This is a genomic window from Pseudomonas sp. KH_046_2, assembly GCF_057838985.1.
Genome location: NZ_CM174480.1, coordinates 6231261 through 6248837 on the forward strand (window position 1 = coordinate 6231261; position 17577 = coordinate 6248837).

14 protein-coding genes and 1 pseudogene are annotated in these 17577 nt (G+C 56.2%); 10 read left to right on the forward strand and 5 right to left on the reverse strand.

What is annotated here, in order from left to right:
• Positions 1 to 542: 542 nt before the first annotated feature.
• The 4 genes from AC3IX1_RS28490 to AC3IX1_RS28505 are packed head-to-tail and all read left to right on the forward strand — an operon-like array spanning position 543 to position 5352.
• Positions 543 to 1700, forward strand: coding sequence for an AI-2E family transporter (locus AC3IX1_RS28490; RefSeq protein WP_489386627.1), 1158 nt, complete (start codon positions 543 to 545; stop codon positions 1698 to 1700).
• Positions 1701 to 1714: 14 nt separating this feature from the next.
• Positions 1715 to 3226 (forward strand): efflux transporter outer membrane subunit, encoded by a 1512-nt coding sequence (locus AC3IX1_RS28495; RefSeq protein ID WP_489386628.1) that lies wholly within the window; start codon positions 1715 to 1717, stop codon positions 3224 to 3226.
• Positions 3219 to 4337 carry an HlyD family secretion protein gene (locus tag AC3IX1_RS28500; protein ID WP_489386629.1) on the forward strand — a complete coding sequence of 373 codons (1119 nt, stop codon included), beginning with the start codon at positions 3219 to 3221 and terminating at the stop codon, positions 4335 to 4337. The genes AC3IX1_RS28495 and AC3IX1_RS28500 overlap by 8 nt, the downstream gene beginning before the upstream one ends.
• On the forward strand, positions 4327 to 5352 hold the full coding sequence (locus AC3IX1_RS28505; protein WP_489386630.1) for a DUF2955 domain-containing protein: 1026 nt from the start codon (positions 4327 to 4329) through the stop codon (positions 5350 to 5352). Before AC3IX1_RS28500 ends, AC3IX1_RS28505 begins: the two co-directional genes overlap by 11 nt.
• A 265-nt stretch (positions 5353 to 5617) precedes the next feature.
• On the opposite strand, the gene AC3IX1_RS28510 is transcribed toward AC3IX1_RS28505, so the two are convergent.
• Positions 5618 to 6802 carry a hypothetical protein gene (locus AC3IX1_RS28510; protein ID WP_489386631.1) on the reverse strand — a complete coding sequence of 395 codons (1185 nt, stop codon included), beginning with the start codon at positions 6800 to 6802 and terminating at the stop codon, positions 5618 to 5620.
• Between the two features lie 213 nt (positions 6803 to 7015).
• Here AC3IX1_RS28510 and AC3IX1_RS28515 point away from each other — a divergent pair, with 213 nt between their 5' ends.
• The 4 genes from AC3IX1_RS28515 (at position 7016) to AC3IX1_RS28530 (ending at position 9521) form a co-directional block, all read left to right on the forward strand.
• A complete protein-coding gene (locus tag AC3IX1_RS28515) occupies positions 7016 to 7156 on the forward strand; it encodes a hypothetical protein (RefSeq protein WP_489388802.1) in 141 nt (46 codons plus the stop codon).
• A gap of 160 nt (positions 7157 to 7316) precedes the next feature.
• The gene (locus AC3IX1_RS28520; protein WP_489386632.1) at positions 7317 to 7745 is read left to right on the forward strand and encodes a DoxX family protein; all 429 of its coding nucleotides are present in this window, start codon (positions 7317 to 7319) and stop codon (positions 7743 to 7745) included.
• Between the two features lie 277 nt (positions 7746 to 8022).
• Complete coding sequence (locus tag AC3IX1_RS28525) at positions 8023 to 8916, forward strand: MlaD family protein (RefSeq protein ID WP_489386633.1); 894 nt, start codon at positions 8023 to 8025, stop codon at positions 8914 to 8916.
• Positions 8913 to 9521, forward strand: a complete 609-nt coding sequence (locus AC3IX1_RS28530) for an ABC-type transport auxiliary lipoprotein family protein (RefSeq protein WP_489386634.1) — start codon at positions 8913 to 8915, stop codon at positions 9519 to 9521. The genes AC3IX1_RS28525 and AC3IX1_RS28530 overlap by 4 nt, the downstream gene beginning before the upstream one ends.
• Here AC3IX1_RS28530 and AC3IX1_RS28535 read toward each other — a convergent pair.
• Positions 9518 to 10069, reverse strand: a complete 552-nt coding sequence (locus AC3IX1_RS28535; RefSeq protein ID WP_489386635.1) for a cytochrome b — start codon at positions 10067 to 10069, stop codon at positions 9518 to 9520. The genes AC3IX1_RS28530 and AC3IX1_RS28535 overlap by 4 nt on opposite strands.
• Before the next feature lie 428 nt (positions 10070 to 10497).
• Here AC3IX1_RS28535 and dsbG point away from each other — a divergent pair, with 428 nt between their 5' ends.
• Positions 10498 to 11265 carry a thiol:disulfide interchange protein DsbG gene (gene dsbG / locus AC3IX1_RS28540; protein ID WP_489386636.1) on the forward strand — a complete coding sequence of 256 codons (768 nt, stop codon included), beginning with the start codon at positions 10498 to 10500 and terminating at the stop codon, positions 11263 to 11265.
• A gap of 604 nt (positions 11266 to 11869) precedes the next feature.
• Positions 11870 to 13294, forward strand: a complete 1425-nt coding sequence (locus tag AC3IX1_RS28545) for a DUF1254 domain-containing protein (protein ID WP_489386637.1) — start codon at positions 11870 to 11872, stop codon at positions 13292 to 13294.
• A gap of 48 nt (positions 13295 to 13342) precedes the next feature.
• Here AC3IX1_RS28545 and AC3IX1_RS28550 read toward each other — a convergent pair.
• The 3 genes and pseudogenes from AC3IX1_RS28550 to AC3IX1_RS28560 all read right to left on the reverse strand — a co-directional run.
• Positions 13343 to 13726: pseudogene (locus AC3IX1_RS28550) on the reverse strand (TlpA family protein disulfide reductase); the annotation flags it as partial.
• A 719-nt stretch (positions 13727 to 14445) separates the two neighbouring features.
• Positions 14446 to 15474 (reverse strand): TniQ family protein, encoded by a 1029-nt coding sequence (locus AC3IX1_RS28555; RefSeq protein WP_489386638.1) that lies wholly within the window; start codon positions 15472 to 15474, stop codon positions 14446 to 14448.
• A gap of 420 nt (positions 15475 to 15894) precedes the next feature.
• Entirely contained in the window at positions 15895 to 17562 is a 1668-nt protein-coding gene (locus AC3IX1_RS28560) for a TnsD family Tn7-like transposition protein (protein WP_489386639.1), read from the reverse strand.
• Positions 17563 to 17577: the final 15 nt, after the last annotated feature.

Genomic DNA, 17577 nt, shown 5'->3' on the forward strand with positions numbered 1-17577 from the left:
ATCGCAACCGAAGACCGGAATTTTAATCGCAAATGTTCAACAACATAGTTGAGCGCGCGACCATCAGGTAGATCAATGAGCTACTGCACTCTAGCGCCTGCTCCGTAAAAACCAAGCGTGTCACAAACCTCGATTATTGATAATTATTGAGGGTTTTTTTCTTGCGACGGGTGCTACTGTTGGCAATTATCCGGATCGGTCCACTGCAACGGCTAATGCCTGACACGGAACAAGAGCCACTGGCCCTGCGCCCAGCTCGTTTCCAGGCAAGGCCGCGTCAGCGGGCTCCATCAACTACAGCAGAATTCCAGCCTGCATAAGCGGGCGGAATATACGACTGCTCCTATACTACAAACCACCCCGTTACCTATTGGGTTTTTGGTAGGTACCTCGTTGAAGTTTTCTCTACTTAAAGTAACGCGTTGTGGGTTTTTAACGCTTGGACGGCTGTCCGTCGATCTTGCTTTATGGATTCACTTAGTAGGGAAGAGTTGAACTTCAACGGCCTGGCTAACCTGTGTGACACAGCAAGGAGTTCGACAATGTTGCGCACTAACATTTCCGCTAGAGCACTGTCCGGTGGTTTGCTCGACGTACTGATTCGCGCCGGGTTGATTACGGTGCTGGTACTGTTCTGCTTCCAGATCTTCCACCCCTTCCTCAACCTGATGCTCTGGGCAATGATTCTGGCCATCACCCTGTATCCCCTGCATGGGCTCATCAAGCGCAAGCTGCTCAACAAGGACGGTCGTGCAGCCACCCTGATCGTGGTGGTCGCCCTGGCGTTGCTGATGGTGCCGATCTACCTGCTGGGCACCTCGATCAGTGAATCGATCCAGGGCACCTTGGCGGTCCTCAAGTCCGATACGCTGCATGTTCCGCTGCCCAGCGAAAAAATCGCTTCCCTGCCGCTCATTGGCAAGCCGCTGTATGGCTATTGGATGCAGGCCGCCACCGACATGAGCAGCGTGCTCATGAAGCTGATGCCTTATATCAAGTCCGTCGGCCTGACCTTGTTGGGCAAAATGGCCGACGTTGGCGTGGGCTTTCTGTTGTTCATCGGCGCCCTGATCATTGCCGGTGTGCTCATGGCCTATGGCGAAAACGGCGAAAGAAGCGCCCTGGCCATCACCTCGCGCCTTTCCGGACCAGAGCGTGGGCCACGCATTACCGTGCTCTGCACTGCGACCATCCGCGCGGTCGCCCAGGGCGTAGTGGGCATCGCGTTCATTCAGATGTTGCTGGTCGGCGTGGGTTTCGTGCTCATGGGCGTCCCCGGTGCCGGGCTGCTGGCCATGGTCGCGCTGTTGATGGGGATCATGCAATTGCCCGTGCTGCTGGTGACTCTTCCGGTGATCGCTTATGTCTTCGCCACCGAAGGGACCAGCCTGGCCACTGTTGTATTTGGCATCTACAGCCTGATTGCCGGGATGGCCGACAACGTTCTCAAGCCATTGATGTTGGGTCGAGGCGTCGATGTCCCGATGCCGGTGATTCTGATTGGCGCCCTGGGCGGCATGGTAAGCGGCGGCTTCATTGGTTTGTTCATCGGCCCGGTTGCGCTGGCGGTGGGCTACCAACTGTTCTGGCAATGGGTCCAGGACCAACCGTCTGCCGAGGTAATGAACGAGACACCCGAGATCGAGGCGGTGAACGAGATACCGAAGATAGAGGCAACGAACGACCAGCATCCTGTCTGAGGAGTTTGCGCTTGATGCCACGCCCTGCTCGCATCAGCCGGCTGCTGCTCTGTGGCACCGTCTTCCTGGGGGGCTGCGTGCAACTGGGCCCGGATTTCCAGTCACCGGCCCAGCCCTGGGTCGACCACTGGAACACCCCGGCCCTGGAGATCGCCGGCCAACAACACGCGCAACCCGATAGCCGCCAATGGTGGCGCGTGTTCAACGACCCGGTGCTGGACCATTTGATGGCCGAAGCCGATGCCCACAACCCTGACCTGCACGTCGCAGGCCTGCGGGTCATGGAGTCCCGGGCACAATTGGGTATCGCCCTGAGTGGACGCTACCCGCAATTGCAGCAGGCCAGCGCCGACAGCCTGTACCTGAACCGTAAGCAATCCGGCGGCGCCAACCCCCAGGACACGCATTTCTGGCAACACAGCGTCGGCTTCGATATCGGTTGGGAGCTGGATTTCTGGGGGCGTTTCAGTCGTGCCATCGAGTCGGCCGACGCCTCCTGGTTTGCCGCCCAGGCCAACTATGAAAATGCCTTGGTGCTATTGCACGCGCAACTGGCGCAAAACTACTACGCCTTGCGCACCGCCGAGGCGCGCCTGGCCATCGCCCGCAGTAACGCCAAATTGCAAAAACGCAGCTACGAGATCACCGAGCGCCTGTTCAACAGCGGGGCCGAAGCCGAACTCGACCTGCAACAAGCCAAGACCCAGTACCTGGGCACCCTCAGTACCATCCCGGATTTCGAAAGCCAGGTGGCGAGCTTGCGCAATGCGTTGTCCACCCTGATCGGCCAGCCACCCGGCTCGATCCCTGACCTCAATCGCAACACCGGCTTGGTGCCGCTGCTCGATACGGCGGTCTTGCAGGATGTGCCGGCCAACCTGCTGGTGCGACGCCCCGATGTGCGCGCTGCCGAACTGCAAGTGGCAGCGCAGTCGGCGTTGATCGGTGTGGCCGAGACCGACCTGTACCCATCCATCAGCCTGCTGGGCAGCATCGTCTGGTCCGCCAGCTCGCTCAACGCTGCGCCCAATACCCTCGACATGGTGGCCGGCCCCAGTCTGCGCTGGGACATCTTCGACCACGGCCGGATCACCAACAACGTCCGCGTGCAGGATGCCCGCTTGCAGCAGCTGATCGTTATCTACCAGGACAGCGTGCGCCAGGCGGCGCGCGAGGCTGACGATGCCGCGACCGGCCTGATCAAGGCGTTGGAGCGCGACCAGATCCTCAGCGAAGCATCGGTGGCCGCCGAACGTTCCGTAACCCTGGCCAATGCCCAATACCGCGAAGGCTATTCGGATTTCCAGCGCGTGCTGGATGCCCAACGGGCCCTGTTTGCCCAACAGGATATCTACCTGGTCAACCGTGGCACCGCGGTCAACAGCCTGATCGCCCTGTACAAGGCCTTGGGCGGAGGCTGGTACAGCGACCAGCCGATAGTCGACCCGGCCACCCGCAAACAAATGCAAGAACGGACCGATTGGGGCGATCTGCTCGACGAACCGAAGGAAAGTGCCCATGACTGACAGCCAACAACCGGTCGACGAGAAAGCCCCGGTACCCGCCGCCGACCCGGCAAAAAAAGCGATCAACTGGGTGGTGCTGCTGATCATCCTGAGCCTGGTCTGGTACCTGATGGCCGACCGTTACACGCCCTACACGCAACAGGCACGGGTGCAGGCCTTCGTTGTGCCAGTGGCGGCTGAGGTATCGGGCCGGGTGACCAAGGTGCATGTACGCAACAACCAGGACGTCAAGGCCGGCGAATTGCTGTTTGAGGTCAATCCAGAGCAGTACCAGATTGCCGTCGATCGCGCCCGCGCCGACCTTGAGTCGACCCGTCGCCAGGTGGGCGCCAACACCGCTGGCGTCGACTCCAAGCAGGCGTCCCTGCGTGCGTCCCAGGCCAACGAACTCAAGGCACGCCAGGACATCCAACGGCTTGAACGCCTGTACCGCGAAGACCCGGGTACCATCTCGCTGCGCCGCCTGGAGATATCCCGCGCCACTCTGGAAGAATCCATCAGCCAGGTCGCCGCGGCCAAGGCCGAAGTGCAACGTGCACGGGAACAACAAGGCGGTAACGAAGACGAAAACGCCCAACTGCTCAGCGCCGCCAGCAACCTTGAAAAAGCCGAGCTGGACTTGAGCAACACGAAAATCCACGCGCGCTCCGCCGGCCTGATCACCGATCTGCGCACCGATGTCGGCCAGTTCGCCGCCGCCGGTGCTCCGGTGATGACCCTGATCGCTATCCACGATGTGTGGATCAGCGCCGACATGACCGAAAACAACCTGGGCAGTGTCCAGCCCGGAACGCCGGTGTCCATCATCCTCGACGCCCACCCGGGCAGAATTTTCAAAGGCCATGTGCGCAGCGTCGGCTATGGCGTCGATATCGGCCAGACCACCCAGCCGGGCAGCCTGCCGACGGTGGAGAACAGCCGCGATTGGCTACGCCCTGCCCAGCGCTTTCCGGTCATCATCGAGTTCGAACCCGGTGAGTTGACCGGCCCGCAAGGCATTCGGTCCGGCGGGCAGGCCGAAGTCATGGCGTTCCCGAGTGAAAGTAACCCGCTGAATATCCTGGGTCGCTTGTTCCTGCGCGTGATGAGCTGGATGTCCTATGCGTATTGAGCACCCGGCCCGGGTTCAGCGCGCCCTGCGCCTGAGCTTCGGCACGGCGCTGTGCCTGGCGGCGAGCTTTGGTCTGGCCCTGCCCATCCCGTTCCTCTCGCCGATGCTGGCGCTGATGATGCTGGCAGCGATGAACCGGCCATTGCCGTTCAAGGCCAGCCTGGGCCTGATCCTGATCCTTATGCTGACCACCGGGAGCGGCCTGCTGCTCATTCCCCTGCTGCGTTACTACCCGTTCAGTGGCGTGTTGCTGGTCGGACTGTGCCTGTTCCTGGCCTTCGGTTATGGCCTGCGCGGCGGCAACCCGCTGGTGGCGACCTTCCTGGTGGTGGGCCTGACCTTGATCAGCTCGGCCGGAACCGCTGAATTCGCCCTGGCGCTTGAGGTGATAGTGGCCTTGGTCAAGGGCCTGTTCCTGGCGGTCACTGCGCTGACCATCAGCCATTGGCTGTTTCCCGACCCCGCCAGTGCCCCCGCGGCCAAACCCGGCCCGAGCCTTACTCCAACCGAAAGCGGTTGGCTGGCGCTACGGGCCACGCTGGTGGTGCTGCCGACTTTCCTGCTGGCCATGATCGACCCGGCCAGCTACCTGCCGATCATCATGAAAGCCGTCAGCCTCGGCCAACAAAGCTGCGCGACCAGCGCCCGCACCGCCGGCCAGGAGTTGCTCGGCTCGACCCTGCTCGGTGGCCTGATGGCGATCCTTTTCTGGTGTGCGCTGAGCCTGTTCGTCAACCTGTGGATGTTCTTTCTGTGGATGTTGCTGTTCGGTTTGCTGGCGGCCAGAAAGCTCTATGGCCTGGCCCTGACCCGACAACCACCGAGTTTCTGGCTCAACAGCCTGGCGACCCTGATCATTCTGCTCGGCCAATCGGTGCAGGACAGTGCCGCGGGCAAGGATGTCTACACCGCCTTCGCCATCCGCATGGGCCTGTTCATACTGGTGACTTTGTACGCCTGCGTCATGGTCTATCTGCTGGATACGCGGCGCCAGCGTCGAATTACGACCGCCTAGAAACAGAAAAACCCCCTTAGAAGGGGTGTGACGAAACAATAAAGATTGTCACAGTACCCTGCGTATTTCGCGGACTGTAGGGCACTACAACGCTAGCTCTTTGAAAATAAAGCTTGTCACAAAACTCCAAATCTCTCCAAAAATGGGTTCCGCTGCAAACAATAAAGATTGTCACAAGGCCTTCGGGGAAAATCGCAAAGAGGTACGCTGGCTTGATCACCACTTAACTATCCATCACATGCGACACCAGCCTTCAGGATCACACCTAAACTCCGAGCGCCGCGATCAGCTTCGCTGGAGAAGCCACCACCTGCGTCCCGAAGCGCTTGGTAAGCGGCTGTATGACACTGCACATGTACTTGTCAGCCCTGAAATAGGAGACGTAAGGAACGTACAGCGCATGGATGATATCCACGAAGTCGCTGGCCTTCATGGCCCGAGGACGCTCTGCGAAGGAATTCTGGAGCGAGTCGTAGAAGGTGTTGATGCAAATGAAAATGCCAGGGCAATATTCCTCAATGGCCGTGGTGTCATCGCACGCCAGCGCCCCGGGCAACAGTAGTGTGAGCAGGCGGTTTACGATGTCGATCATCCCCTGCTTCTTCAGCTTCGCCCAGTGTGTACCGCTTACGCCCTTCATAACTGCAGCACGATCACTTTCTGGCAATTCTGCCAATTGCTCTCGTAGCTTCGTGAGCGTTTCTTCGCAGCTTTCCAGCAGCTGCCGGGCTGGACGCCTCACCCATTCCACGATAGAGCCCAACTGATGGTGATGGTGGATGAACCATTGGGCCATGTAGCTGGGGTCGCGAAGGCTTTCCAAGAAGGCTTTGTCGGCTTCCTCCCGAGTTGCTCGACCCAGGACATAATTCTTGAGCACCGTAAAATCACGAGGTCGCATCGGCACTTTATCGGTCAGCTCGCTGTAATCCATCTGACCGAAGCGTTGCTCCAGATCGCTACGAAAATTGCCGCGCTTATTGGTCGTACCCGCCTTAAGCATCCTCCGCATTTTTCGATTGAGCGCGTGCTTGTCCATCTCCTGCTGCATTTTTCCGGCAACGTCTATCTCATCGAGGGGACTCATGAGTGACCCCATGTCCGGGAACCACTCGCCATTTCTATCAAAGACGTCCACGGGCTGCGGGCTTCGTGCGACCAAGCGAGAGAGTTCAGCTTTCATGAGCCGATCGAACGAGATCACCGTATTGCGACCGCAGAGCTCTACCAGCAAATTCGTGCGCTCCACTGCGGCTGTGGAGTGCTGCTGATCCAGAGGAGACATCTCTGAGATGTGTGCTCCGGAGAACACGAAAAGTGCGTCCCCCCTAAGCTTGAGCGCTTTGAGGGTATCTAGTTGCTGCGCTTCTGACTCAACGAGCTGCGGTTTGCTCAGGGCGGAGTAATCACAGCTATCGAGGTAGATGAGGGTTGGCTTGGAAGGTTGCAATCGTCGATATCCTTATCTGACCCGAATTGAGTATGCACAGAAAGCAAGTAACAGGAATAACATCAATTCCGATGAGCGCCAGCCGCGAAATGGTCGTATTTGCTTCATATTTCAAGCGCAACGTGTGATATCACTAGGCCACCATCAGTCAGCAGTACTCGCCTGCCCAACAACGACGCCAACTGATGACAAGCCTGAAATATGGATATTTCAATGCTCACTCCCGACGCCTCGCTGCCATTCCCTTATTCGTCCGCCTCCTGCAAGCGGGACATCAGCCATTACCTGATGCATCGCTACAACTGGATCAGGCCGCATCAATTCAATGAAGGGCTACCCCCTGCGGTGGCCTAAGCAAAACTTAACCCACTGTCCGGGATGGGTTGACTACTACAAGCTAGATTTCCCAACTTGGTCCAGATATTTCCCCCGGCGACTACAATTGGTCTTACGCAGTCCACTACGGCCTTTCTAAGTGGCATCCAGCGCTCAACCTCGCTCAGGAGATCAGTTGATGTCTGCCTTCATTTCCCAACTCAACACGCTTTGGGCACCACGCCTGCTTAGTGTCCTGCGGATCATCGCGGCCTTCCTGTTCCTCCAGCATGGCACCGCCAAGTTGTTTGGATTTCCGCATGTCGCTTTTTTCGATGAGTTGAGCCTGTTTTCCCTGATCGGATTTGCCGGAGTGCTGGAAGTGGTTGGCGGACTGCTGCTAGTGCTCGGCCTTTTCACGCGCCCGATGGCCTTTATCCTGTCCGGAGAAATGGCTTTCGCCTATTTCATCGGGCACGCCCCCAAAGGGCTGTTCCCGCTGCTGAATAACGGTGAGCAGGCGATCCTGTTCTGCTTCATATTTCTATACTTGGTTGCGGCCGGTGGTGGCGCCTGGAGTCTTGACCGTCGCCTGTGCCGAGGCAAACCTGGCTGCGATTGGGTCTAGGCCGGCCGTGGCAACCGTAGCGGAGCTGGATGCCTTTTCCTGCGGGTTCCTCTTGGGGCGTCAGTGCCTGGATGTACGAATGCCGGTGGGGTGCTATTCAGAAACCTTCAAAAACTGCTCGACTGCTAAGCTTGTTTACCGTTGTTGAGGCAAAAATCAGCAACTCACCCTGGGTCAATTTTCCATCAGCACCAACACCGCCTCTAAAGCTTACGTGCATATAAGGAGGATTTCGCACGAACCCATGCTAATCCCCAACTTCTGGAGGTGATGCGCAATGCAAAACCGCATCAACACGAAGGCAAGGCTCGCGTTTGTGGCGTTCCTGCTTATCTCGATTGTCATCGGGGCAATCTGGTATTTCTTTTCATTAAGTCAATACACAACCTATCAGATCTATACCCAAGAGTCGGTCTCTGGCCTCATGATCGATGCCCCGATTGAGTTCCACGGCGTCGATGTGGGAAAGGTGAAAAGCATCAGACTGGTCAATCCGCATTTAGTGGCCATCGTGTTGAATATCGACAAGACTGTCCCAGTTAGTTCGACCAGTGTGGCGACGATTACCTCTAGAGGACTAGCAACACGAGGATTTACCGGCTACGTATACATTGCTCTCGAAGACGTCGGCACCAATTCGGTGCAACTGACCGCATCGCCGGGCGAGCCTTATCCGATCATTCCGACGGCACCCTCAAAAATCGTGACGCTCGATACGTCGATAAATCAGGTAAACGAAAATTTCCAGGCACTGGCCCAAGTACTGGAATCGCTATTCGACGAGAAGACTATTGTGTCGCTGAAGCAATCAGCCGACAACATGCAGCAAGTCACTAAGGCACTGGCTGAAAATACCAAGAAGCTGGACGCTATCGTTGCCAATATCGAGCGCACCAGTCATGGATTTGAACCGCTCCTGAAATTGAGCCATGACACCGTGAGAACGCTCCAGATGCAAATCTTGCCGGAAACCCACAAGGCCTTGTCCGACCTTGAGAATCTGTCCAGTTCCTTCTCGACTCAAGTCTTGCCGGAAGCGCACAAGGCCCTGTCCGACCTTGAAAATCTGATCAGTTCCCTCTCTACCGTAACGGCCAAGATCAATCGAGACCCCTCAATCCTGATTCGTGGTTCCGCGCCGCCGCCACCCGGACCGGGGGAAAAAAAATGAAATTTTCCATGGGCAGGACGGCTCTCATCGCATTATGCGTCGTCTTGCTATCGGGCTGCGCCTTGCTCTCCCCGGTCAAGATTGATACGAAGAAATATGTGCTGAACTCCATCCCGCTCAATCTACCCAGCGAACAGACCCACTCCGCGACCCTGCTGGTCTTGCCCCCCGAGACTGAGCCTATCTATGCCATAACGCAGATGGCCTATACGACAAAGGCTTATGAAATTGCATATTTCAGCCAGAACGAATGGGGGGCAACGCCATCGCAGATGATTCAACCTTTAATCGTCGAGACACTTCGGCACACCCACTATTTCAGCGAGGTTCTACCGTCCCCTCATTTCGGCCGCCACACTTTTGCGCTTCGCACCGAAATCCTGGAGCTTAAGCAGGACTTCACTTCGGACCCCGCGATGCTGCAACTCGCGATGCGCTTCTATCTGAGCCGCGAGGCAACGAATCAAGTTATCGCTACCAAGGAATTGGCGGTTCGGGAACCCATGCGGGAAAGGACCCCCTATGCGGGAGTCGTGGCGGCCAATGAGGCCATGGGAAAACTATTGCAGGAATTAGCCAAATTTGTAGTCGAGAAAGCACATTAAGGCAGCATTCTGCGCAAGGTATCGTCCTTGAAAACAAAGTGATGCCACAGTGCTGCACTCATATGGATCAATATGAAAAAAAAGAGCATGTAACCCAACCATTTGTGAATGTCGATGAATCTCTGTAACAGATAGCCGTCGTAACGAATCAAATCAGGCAGCGTGTATAGACCAAAGAACGATACTGAAAAGCCAGCGGCGGAAGACATGAGCCATCCAGTCATTGGCAAGGCGAACATCAGTGCATAAAAGGAAAGATGGACAAATTGAGCGGCGATTTTTTGCCAGTCAGGCAGGTGTGCAGCCAGTTGCGGCAGTATTTGAGTTAAACGCCATGCCAAACGCGGTGCGAGTAGCATTAGCACCAATATGCCGAACGCCTTATGGTAGAAAATAAGGTAGATCTTTTTCGTATTAAAACCGACATCAGGAAGCGTGACCATGTAGAGACCCAATATTACAAGGCCAATAACAAGAAGAGCCATCGACCAGTGGAACAGGATCGCGATCACTCCATAACTTTCCTCGGTGTTCTCGATCGGCGACATCGCTCGTGCTCCGTTCATCAAGTGCCCTACCGGCGCAAGGCTAACCCAATTTCATCTCTCGTCATCAAGCAGTTGGACAGTATTTCCACTTGCTATATCCCGGCCTCTCAGCAGGTATCCGGCCCGGCCTTGGTTTGATAGCGACAACGTGAGTTAGATTTTATGCACCTTTCCACAGAGATTCGCGCTGTTCTCAAGGCGCTGAGCTGTGCGGTATGAAGTGCGTTTGCGCCTCTGGGCTTGTGCAGGGAGAGTCGTCCATGCGCCTGCGGCGTACTAACATTGACTAAACCGGTCCGCTACCAAGTCTCTGCAAGCGGCGCGAAGATACCGGGTGTGACCAGTCGCCAGGTCGTACCTGATTGGTGAGATATCCCCCGTGATACTCGCGGGGGCCCTGGCGATTCTGCGCGAGAGAGGCCTCAGCCATGTTGCGCCACAAGTACCTCCCCCTGTTGCTCGCCCTTGTCAGCTCACTGCTCGTCTCGGTTACGCAGGCGGAGGAGTTGCCAGCGCCCATCAAAGCGTTTGAGACTCGCGGAGCCACCATCGTGGGCGAGTTCACGGCACCCGGTGGTCTGCGAGGCTATGCCGCGCGCTATAACGGCCAAGGGCTGGCTCTTTACCTCACGGGCGATGGCCAGCACGTCCTGATTGGCACCCTGTTCGATGCCCAGGGTGAGGATCTGACGGGTGCAACGCTGGAGCGTCTGATCTACGAACCGATGGCCAAGGAGGTGTTGGCACGCCTGGAAAAGAGCACCTGGATTGCCGATGGGCGCAAAGATGCCCCACGCATCGTCTACATGTTCGATGATCCGAACTGTTCCTACTGCAATAAGTTCTGGCACCAGGCGCGCCCGTGGGTTGAGTCCGGCAAGGTTCAGTTGCGCCACATCATGGTGGGCCTGCTCAGTCCCGACAGTGCCGGCAAGTCCGCGGCGCTGTTGACGGACAAGCAACCAGAAGCCGCGCTGAAACAGCATGAGGCGGCCGGTGGCGGGAGCTCACTCAAGGCTCTGGAAACGGTGCCCAGCAATGTTCAGGAGCAACTCGATGCCAATCTTGCGCTGATGGCTGGGCTGGGCAGCGAGGCAACGCCCACGATCGTCTATCGCGATGCAAAGGGCCGCCTGCAAATGCAGAAAGGCTTATCACCCGCTCAGGCCATGTCGGAGCTTCTGGGGCCGAAATAAACCTCAGTCGGGGTTGACCTTCCCATCATGTCAAGATCGAAGCTGCATGTGTGCGAAATTGCACTCCACTTGACCACCCGCTTGCATTCGACTTGACCAGTCATTTGCATTCGTTCTGACCACCGATTGCATCGGATTTGACCAGCACGCTTTGTAACCATGATCGGCAGAGAACGGCCAAAAGCAGCCATTCAAAAGTGCCTGGGTATCGCTTTAGCTATGCACCCATATGACCTGTACCGTCATACCTTTCCACTATAGAGAGCCTGGAAAAGTTTCGATGGGGAGCCTCGGATATCAGAAAGGACGGCGATGATGCGTCGGTGCCTGGCTTTGTCTGGAAAAGCTGCCGGCATCTCAGAAGCGTTATTTGAATTGCCGCTTATACTGACCGAGCAGCCTGGGTTTGCCAGCCCCATCCATGTCGAATTCTCCTCGAACCGTGTCGCGTTCGGAGTGACATCTTCGGGCAAGACAAAGACTTACAGGAAGACAAAAAGCGCGATGTGTCATCAGGTCGTTAACAGCGCGCCCCTTCATATCGCCTGATTAATGGTTAGTTGATCGACTCACTATCCGATTCAAGGAATGGAGAAACAGGTTCATGAAAAACCCACTACCGAGAGCCGTTGGCTTTGCGATGTTATTGCTCGTCTCATTTACATCCACCCTCACCCACGCAACGGACATCACTCCCGCCGAAACGAAAGCCATCGCCGAGGAAGGCTACATCTACGGTCTGCCCATCGTGATGAACTACGCGACCATGTACGACTATGCCGTGGACAAGAACTCCGGCCAGTACAAGGCGCCGTTCAACCACATTCACAACATGCACAATGTCTTTAGCTACAAGGACACGGCCATCGTCTCGCCGAACAGCGACACCCCGTATTCCTTGATGTTTATGGACCTGCGTAGCGAGCCGATCGTGCTATCGGTGCCGACGGTGGAGAAACCGCGGTACTACTCGGTGCAGCTCATCGATAACAACACCAACAACTTCGGTTACATCGGCAGTCGCACCACCGGCAGCGAAGCCGGCGATTACCTGCTGGTCGGCCCCGATTGGAAGGGCGTGACCCCGCCGGGCATCAAGAAGGTGTTTCGTTCCCAAACACAACTCCTCTTCGTGATCTTTCGCACCCAGCTCTACAATCCGGCGGACATGCCGAACGTCGAAAAGATCCAGTCCGGTTATGCGACCCAGCCGCTATCGGCTTTTCTCAAGCAACCTGCGCCGCCTGCCGCGCCGACGATAAACTTTCCGAAGTTCGACAAGGACCTCGTGAAGACCGACTTCTTCAAGTATCTGGGCTTTGCATTGCAGTTTGCCCCGGCCACACCGGAAGAAGTGGCGATCCGCGCGAAGCTGGCCCGTATGGGCATTGGCGCCGGCAAGGACTTCAACTTCCAAGATCTCTCCGCCGAGCAAAAGACCGCCATGGTTGAGGGCATGCAGGCTGGACATACGAAGGTCCAGGATGCGGTCAATCATCTTGGCACGCAGATCAATGGCTGGAACATAGTGAGTTCCGGCGGTGATGCCGCGTTCTACAATGGTGATTGGCTAAAACGTGCCGCCATCGCACAAGCGGGCATCTATGCCAACGACGCCGAAGAGGCTACGTATCCGATGGCCAAGATTCTGTCCGATGGGACGCCGCTTGACGGCAGCAAGCACAACTACACGATCACCTTTCCCGCTGGACAACTCCCGCCGGTCAACGCCTTCTGGTCGGTGACCATGTACGACGGCAAGTCGCAACTGCTGATCAAGAATCCGGTCAATCGCTACCTCATAAACTCGCCGATGCTACCCGACATGAAGAAGAATTCAGACGGCTCGTTGACGCTCTACGTCCAGAAGGATTCACCCGGCGCGGACAAGGAAAGCAACTGGCTGCCCGCACCGAACGATCTGATCTACATGGTGATGCGCCTGTATTGGCCGAAGACGGAAAACCCTTCCGTCCTGCCTCCTGGCAAAGGAACGTGGAGTCCGCCCGCGATCGTAAAAATCAATTGAACACCTACCGATCTCCCGGTAAAAGTCCCGTACCACCTGCAGTCCGCCTTGATCGAGCGAGAGCGCTACCACCTGGAAGTCGTCGCCGCCCAGTTTTTCCTGGAGGCGATCCAAGGTCGGCATCTCCTGACGGCAAGGGACGCACCAGGTGGCCCAGAGGTTGAGCAGAACCACCTTACCCCGGAAGTCAGCCAAGCTTCGTAGTTTTCCCTCTCCATCGACGAAACTCACATTGTCTACCGGTTTGGGCTCGGACCAGACGATCAACCCCGCCCGAGTGCTGGTTTCAGCAGTTGGCTCGGCGCCGAACGAGAGACGAGCCCTGGCCAAAGGCAGGAGTAGGCAAAGCAGCAGCCAGCAGGTCCGTAAATACCAGGACTGCCCAGTGCAGACTGAGGCCCGGTGCGTGGCGCGAGGTAAAGCGCAGGTCATGGCACACCTCACGAGTAACTGTTGCTTTAAACTGCCAAACCGACGCTGGCTGGCCACAATTTCCGGGGAGGCAAGGCTGCTATTGGGATTATAGCAGTGCCTACCCGCCGTTCATGTGGCCCCTTGCCATTAATCGGCTTCTTGGGCAAGGGAGGCTGATATGGCACTGTTGGATGGGCCGGCGGGTTTCAAATACTGCGCCTGACGGTCAAGAAGCGAATGCGTGCGACGCTGCTGGCTATTCGAGATGAGTTGAAGCGCCGACGTCACCACCCCATCCGGGCTCAAGGGCAATGGCTCACTCGGGTGGTGTGTGGTTACTTCAATTACCACGCGGTGCCAGGAAACTTGAAGCTGTTGAGTGGCTTCAGGAAGGCCATATGCCGATATTGGCGTCAGGCTCTCGGGCGACGCAGTCAGCGAAATCGGCTGCAATGGTCTCGCTTCGGGTTGCTCACAGATCACTACATACCGAGCCCAAAGAATGCACACCCGTATCCTGAGGATCGCTTCGCGTCACGCACCCGAGGCAGGAGCCGTATGCGGTAGTTCCGCACGTACGGATCTGTGCGGGGGGTGGCAGGTTGTTGACGCTGACACCAAATTAACCCACCTGCCGACTCTAGACTGACCAATCTCCAATCGTCACAGCCTCACCACGAGTGATGGTTGGCGAGAGGTCGAACCGGGTCAGTGACGCATCGGTACCTGGGTCAATCCTACGTCAGCGGCAACAGATCCTTCTTACTAGGCCGCCACTGCTTAACTTTTGAAGGAATCCCAGAATTAGCAGCGCTAAAAAGAACCAACTCTTTTCTCAAGGACAGTTCAAACTTTTCGACATTACCGAACAGATGAAACGCGATAATCAAATGCCGGGCTAGCGGCATATCGATCTGGCCTTTATAAACCCTAAATCTAATCCAGGTCTGAAGCTTCCCTTGGTCAAAAGCCCTGTCCATCTGCGACAGAACCTCATCCCCAAATTTAGTTCTAATGCTATCAATTAATTTTGCAGTACTGATTAGTTCGCCGTGAGTGAAACCGCGCTTTTTGCTTTGCCGAACGAAGCAGGAACAAAGAACTTTACTGGACACCGATGGAAGATTTCTCTGTAGAACTTCATACGCGAAAACTGCAAACTTCATCTCAACGTCCGATGCCTTCGGCCCTTCTGCAGCTTTTAACGGACTCCAACCGCATACACATTGTTCAGTTAAGCTCGGGAGTAATTTGTACCTCCGATAGAATGGATGGGAGCACTTTGGGCAGGCATGAATAAGCCGCTCGCCATGACGCCAGCAGGCCATAACACCAGGCATATGGTGCGAACGATGCCAGTAGGCATAGCCAAGCTCTATGAGATCCTGCTGTACGCAGCTGAGACAGATCCTAGCCTTTCCGTGAACCGTTACTTCTCGACGCGGTACACGTGCCACTTCAGAAACAATGCTCCCGTCAGCTCCTTTTTCCGCATCGTCGCGCATGCCCAAAAAAGGCCGATAGGCCGGAAAAGTAGTGTTGATGCTGATTAGCTCGTCGAGATTGCGCTCTCTATCACCCGGCAGCTTCGCCGCGAGAACCTCGATCTGTTTAGGAAGCATTCCGACGCCAAATGGAGTCGAGTCGAACAGATCATGAAAGGTCTCTGCTTCGGTCCTGTTACCTGACAGATAGTGATAGCGAGTGATACGAGAATGCAACATCTCGTCCGGCATCGACATAGGGAAAAAAAGTAGATCAGACATCAGTTACCGACTACAAGGTGGGGCTCGGAAAGGACACATATCCCGGAATTGCCCCCCTTGTAACACAAACCAACCTGTACCTAGGTAAGGATTTTCTTAATGATTTTCAAAAAATCAATGTCAACTAGCCAATGCTCTTTACACCTTCCTGTTAATTAACGTGATACACCTAAGTTAGATACAGAACACGTATAAATAATAAGCCGGCTTGGAGTGAGCTACTTACACAAAAGGTTTTCCACTTTTCCGACGAAAAAATCTCTTACGCCCGTTAAACCGAGCTCAGCGTACTACTCGGCAACTGTCAGACCTTCATTGTCCCCTGTGAACGCAAGCAACGATCGAAGCCATGTCCTTCTATGAAGCACGCCGACGTTGAGGTAACCCTGGCCGCTGGCGATGCGCCAGATCATCATCTGACTAGGTCCTGTGCCTGATACTCGCAGCCCTGTAGAGAGACGACTGGGTGACGGACTTTCCCTCCGAGCGAAGCTTTTGCTGCGCCCACCACAACCGTCGATTGTGGAACTCTTCAAGAGACTCACAAGCCTCGATGAGTGCTGCTGCACAGAGGGGCAGCTTGGAGAGTTGTTTCTCGAAACGGGACAGCACGTGGAGCTCTCGGCCAATCCTGGTACGTGAGATCCGGATAGGTTTTCCCGGCAGAGAGCGAAGTGCTCTGGCACATTGCCCGACTTGCTTGGCAAGTTTCGCATCGAGAGCGGCGAACATGTTAGAGCTATCCGCTCTGTTTGCATGGTCGGTAGCTCGTTTCGCAATGCATTCCGACAGCCAAGGCCGATCACAACGATACAGCCAAGCATACCCCCGGCAGTCATGTGCCTTCTGCAAGCGATATTCAGCATCGAAGGCCATTCGTCTTTCGCGGAGCTGCCTGAGAAACCTCGCCTCCTTCCAGGCGTCTGGTCCACCGGCCACGCTGCGGATGGTCCGGTAGACGTGGATCTGGGAAACCCCTAGTGCGGATGCAATCTTTCTTGCATCGGCTCCCGCGAGCGCAAGTTCCCACACCGCGACCGACATGCAGCCCAAGCCTTCGATGGAAAACAACGGTGGAACAATCTTAGGGGGTGAAGTGACAGCCATTAGGGGAGGCGATGTCTGTGGCTCACATAATGTCCCTACACCCAACACGCTCGCCATCTCGACCCTCAGTGCGCTGGCCAGCAGGATGTACTTGAGAGGGTGGTGGGAGGCTCTTGGCTTGCGCAGAAGCTTGGTGACCCATGTGGCGGGGATACCCTCACGAGTCTCGCTGAGTATCGAATATTCCCAGGCAGTCGGAAGTGTTCGACAAAATGCGGCCATATGCTGCGCTAGGCGCTCTAGATGCAAGCGATGGGCACTAGAGATCAGTTGGAGTTCTGCGGCCCCTTGCAGAAGCGTAGAGCGCACTTTGGAGGCCGACGCAGTACTGACCTCAGATTCGAGCACCTGTAGTGAGCGCAACGCTATGTTGTGTAGTGCTGGTAGGTAGAACGATGGGAAATGAAGCGGGATCGAGTGAGTTTGCACACTGTCGTCGCCAGGCAGGTTGAGTTGCCGAGAATTGCGACTGAACCAGCGATGATCTAAGACGCTCAGCAAGGTGCCATGATAGGGACACACCAGCACGCCAGGTAGCGTGTGAACCCGATGCCAGTAGGCGACTCCGACTCTAACCTGATCCTGGGCTATGCAATCTGGGCAAAAACGCATTCTGGAAGCGAACCCGAGACGACTCGCATTGACTCCCAATTTGAGCATCAGCCCTGTTCCATCGCCGGCCATCAAAGCCTGGGCCTGATCCACTTGATCCTGGCTGAGAAAGGGGGCGTAGTAGGGCAACAGCGTGTGACGCTTGATGACCTCGGCCACCGACAAGCCCGTACCAAAAGGAAGGGCTTCGACGAGATCGTCCAAATGACTTGGGAAAGCCACACTCTGCGAAAAAGCCGCTGGGGATCTTGCTCCGGCGAAAGCTACTTTGAAGCTGCAAACACCGCAAAGGCGTGCATAACGAGAAAGCACGCTGTGAAGCGTCTCGTCGGGAAATGCTGCGGGGAAGAAATGGAATTTGAGATCCATTTCACCACCTCCGAC

Excerpts from the sequence above, each read along its gene's own strand:
- AC3IX1_RS28505 (WP_489386630.1), top strand. The coding sequence starts at position 4,327 with ATGCGTATTGAGCACCCGGCCCGGGTTCAGCGCGCCCTGCGCCTGAGC.
- AC3IX1_RS28525 (WP_489386633.1), top strand. The coding sequence starts at position 8,023 with ATGCAAAACCGCATCAACACGAAGGCAAGGCTCGCGTTTGTGGCGTTC.
- AC3IX1_RS28555 (WP_489386638.1), bottom strand. The coding sequence starts at position 15,474 with ATGTCTGATCTACTTTTTTTCCCTATGTCGATGCCGGACGAGATGTTG.
- AC3IX1_RS28500 (WP_489386629.1), top strand. The coding sequence starts at position 3,219 with ATGACTGACAGCCAACAACCGGTCGACGAGAAAGCCCCGGTACCCGCC.
- AC3IX1_RS28535 (WP_489386635.1), bottom strand. The coding sequence starts at position 10,069 with ATGTCGCCGATCGAGAACACCGAGGAAAGTTATGGAGTGATCGCGATC.
- AC3IX1_RS28490 (WP_489386627.1), top strand. The coding sequence starts at position 543 with ATGTTGCGCACTAACATTTCCGCTAGAGCACTGTCCGGTGGTTTGCTC.
- AC3IX1_RS28545 (WP_489386637.1), top strand. The coding sequence starts at position 11,870 with ATGAAAAACCCACTACCGAGAGCCGTTGGCTTTGCGATGTTATTGCTC.
- AC3IX1_RS28560 (WP_489386639.1), bottom strand. The coding sequence starts at position 17,562 with ATGGATCTCAAATTCCATTTCTTCCCCGCAGCATTTCCCGACGAGACG.
- AC3IX1_RS28515 (WP_489388802.1), top strand. The coding sequence starts at position 7,016 with ATGCTCACTCCCGACGCCTCGCTGCCATTCCCTTATTCGTCCGCCTCC.
- AC3IX1_RS28520 (WP_489386632.1), top strand. The coding sequence starts at position 7,317 with ATGTCTGCCTTCATTTCCCAACTCAACACGCTTTGGGCACCACGCCTG.
- dsbG (WP_489386636.1), top strand. The coding sequence starts at position 10,498 with ATGTTGCGCCACAAGTACCTCCCCCTGTTGCTCGCCCTTGTCAGCTCA.
- AC3IX1_RS28495 (WP_489386628.1), top strand. The coding sequence starts at position 1,715 with ATGCCACGCCCTGCTCGCATCAGCCGGCTGCTGCTCTGTGGCACCGTC.
- AC3IX1_RS28530 (WP_489386634.1), top strand. The coding sequence starts at position 8,913 with ATGAAATTTTCCATGGGCAGGACGGCTCTCATCGCATTATGCGTCGTC.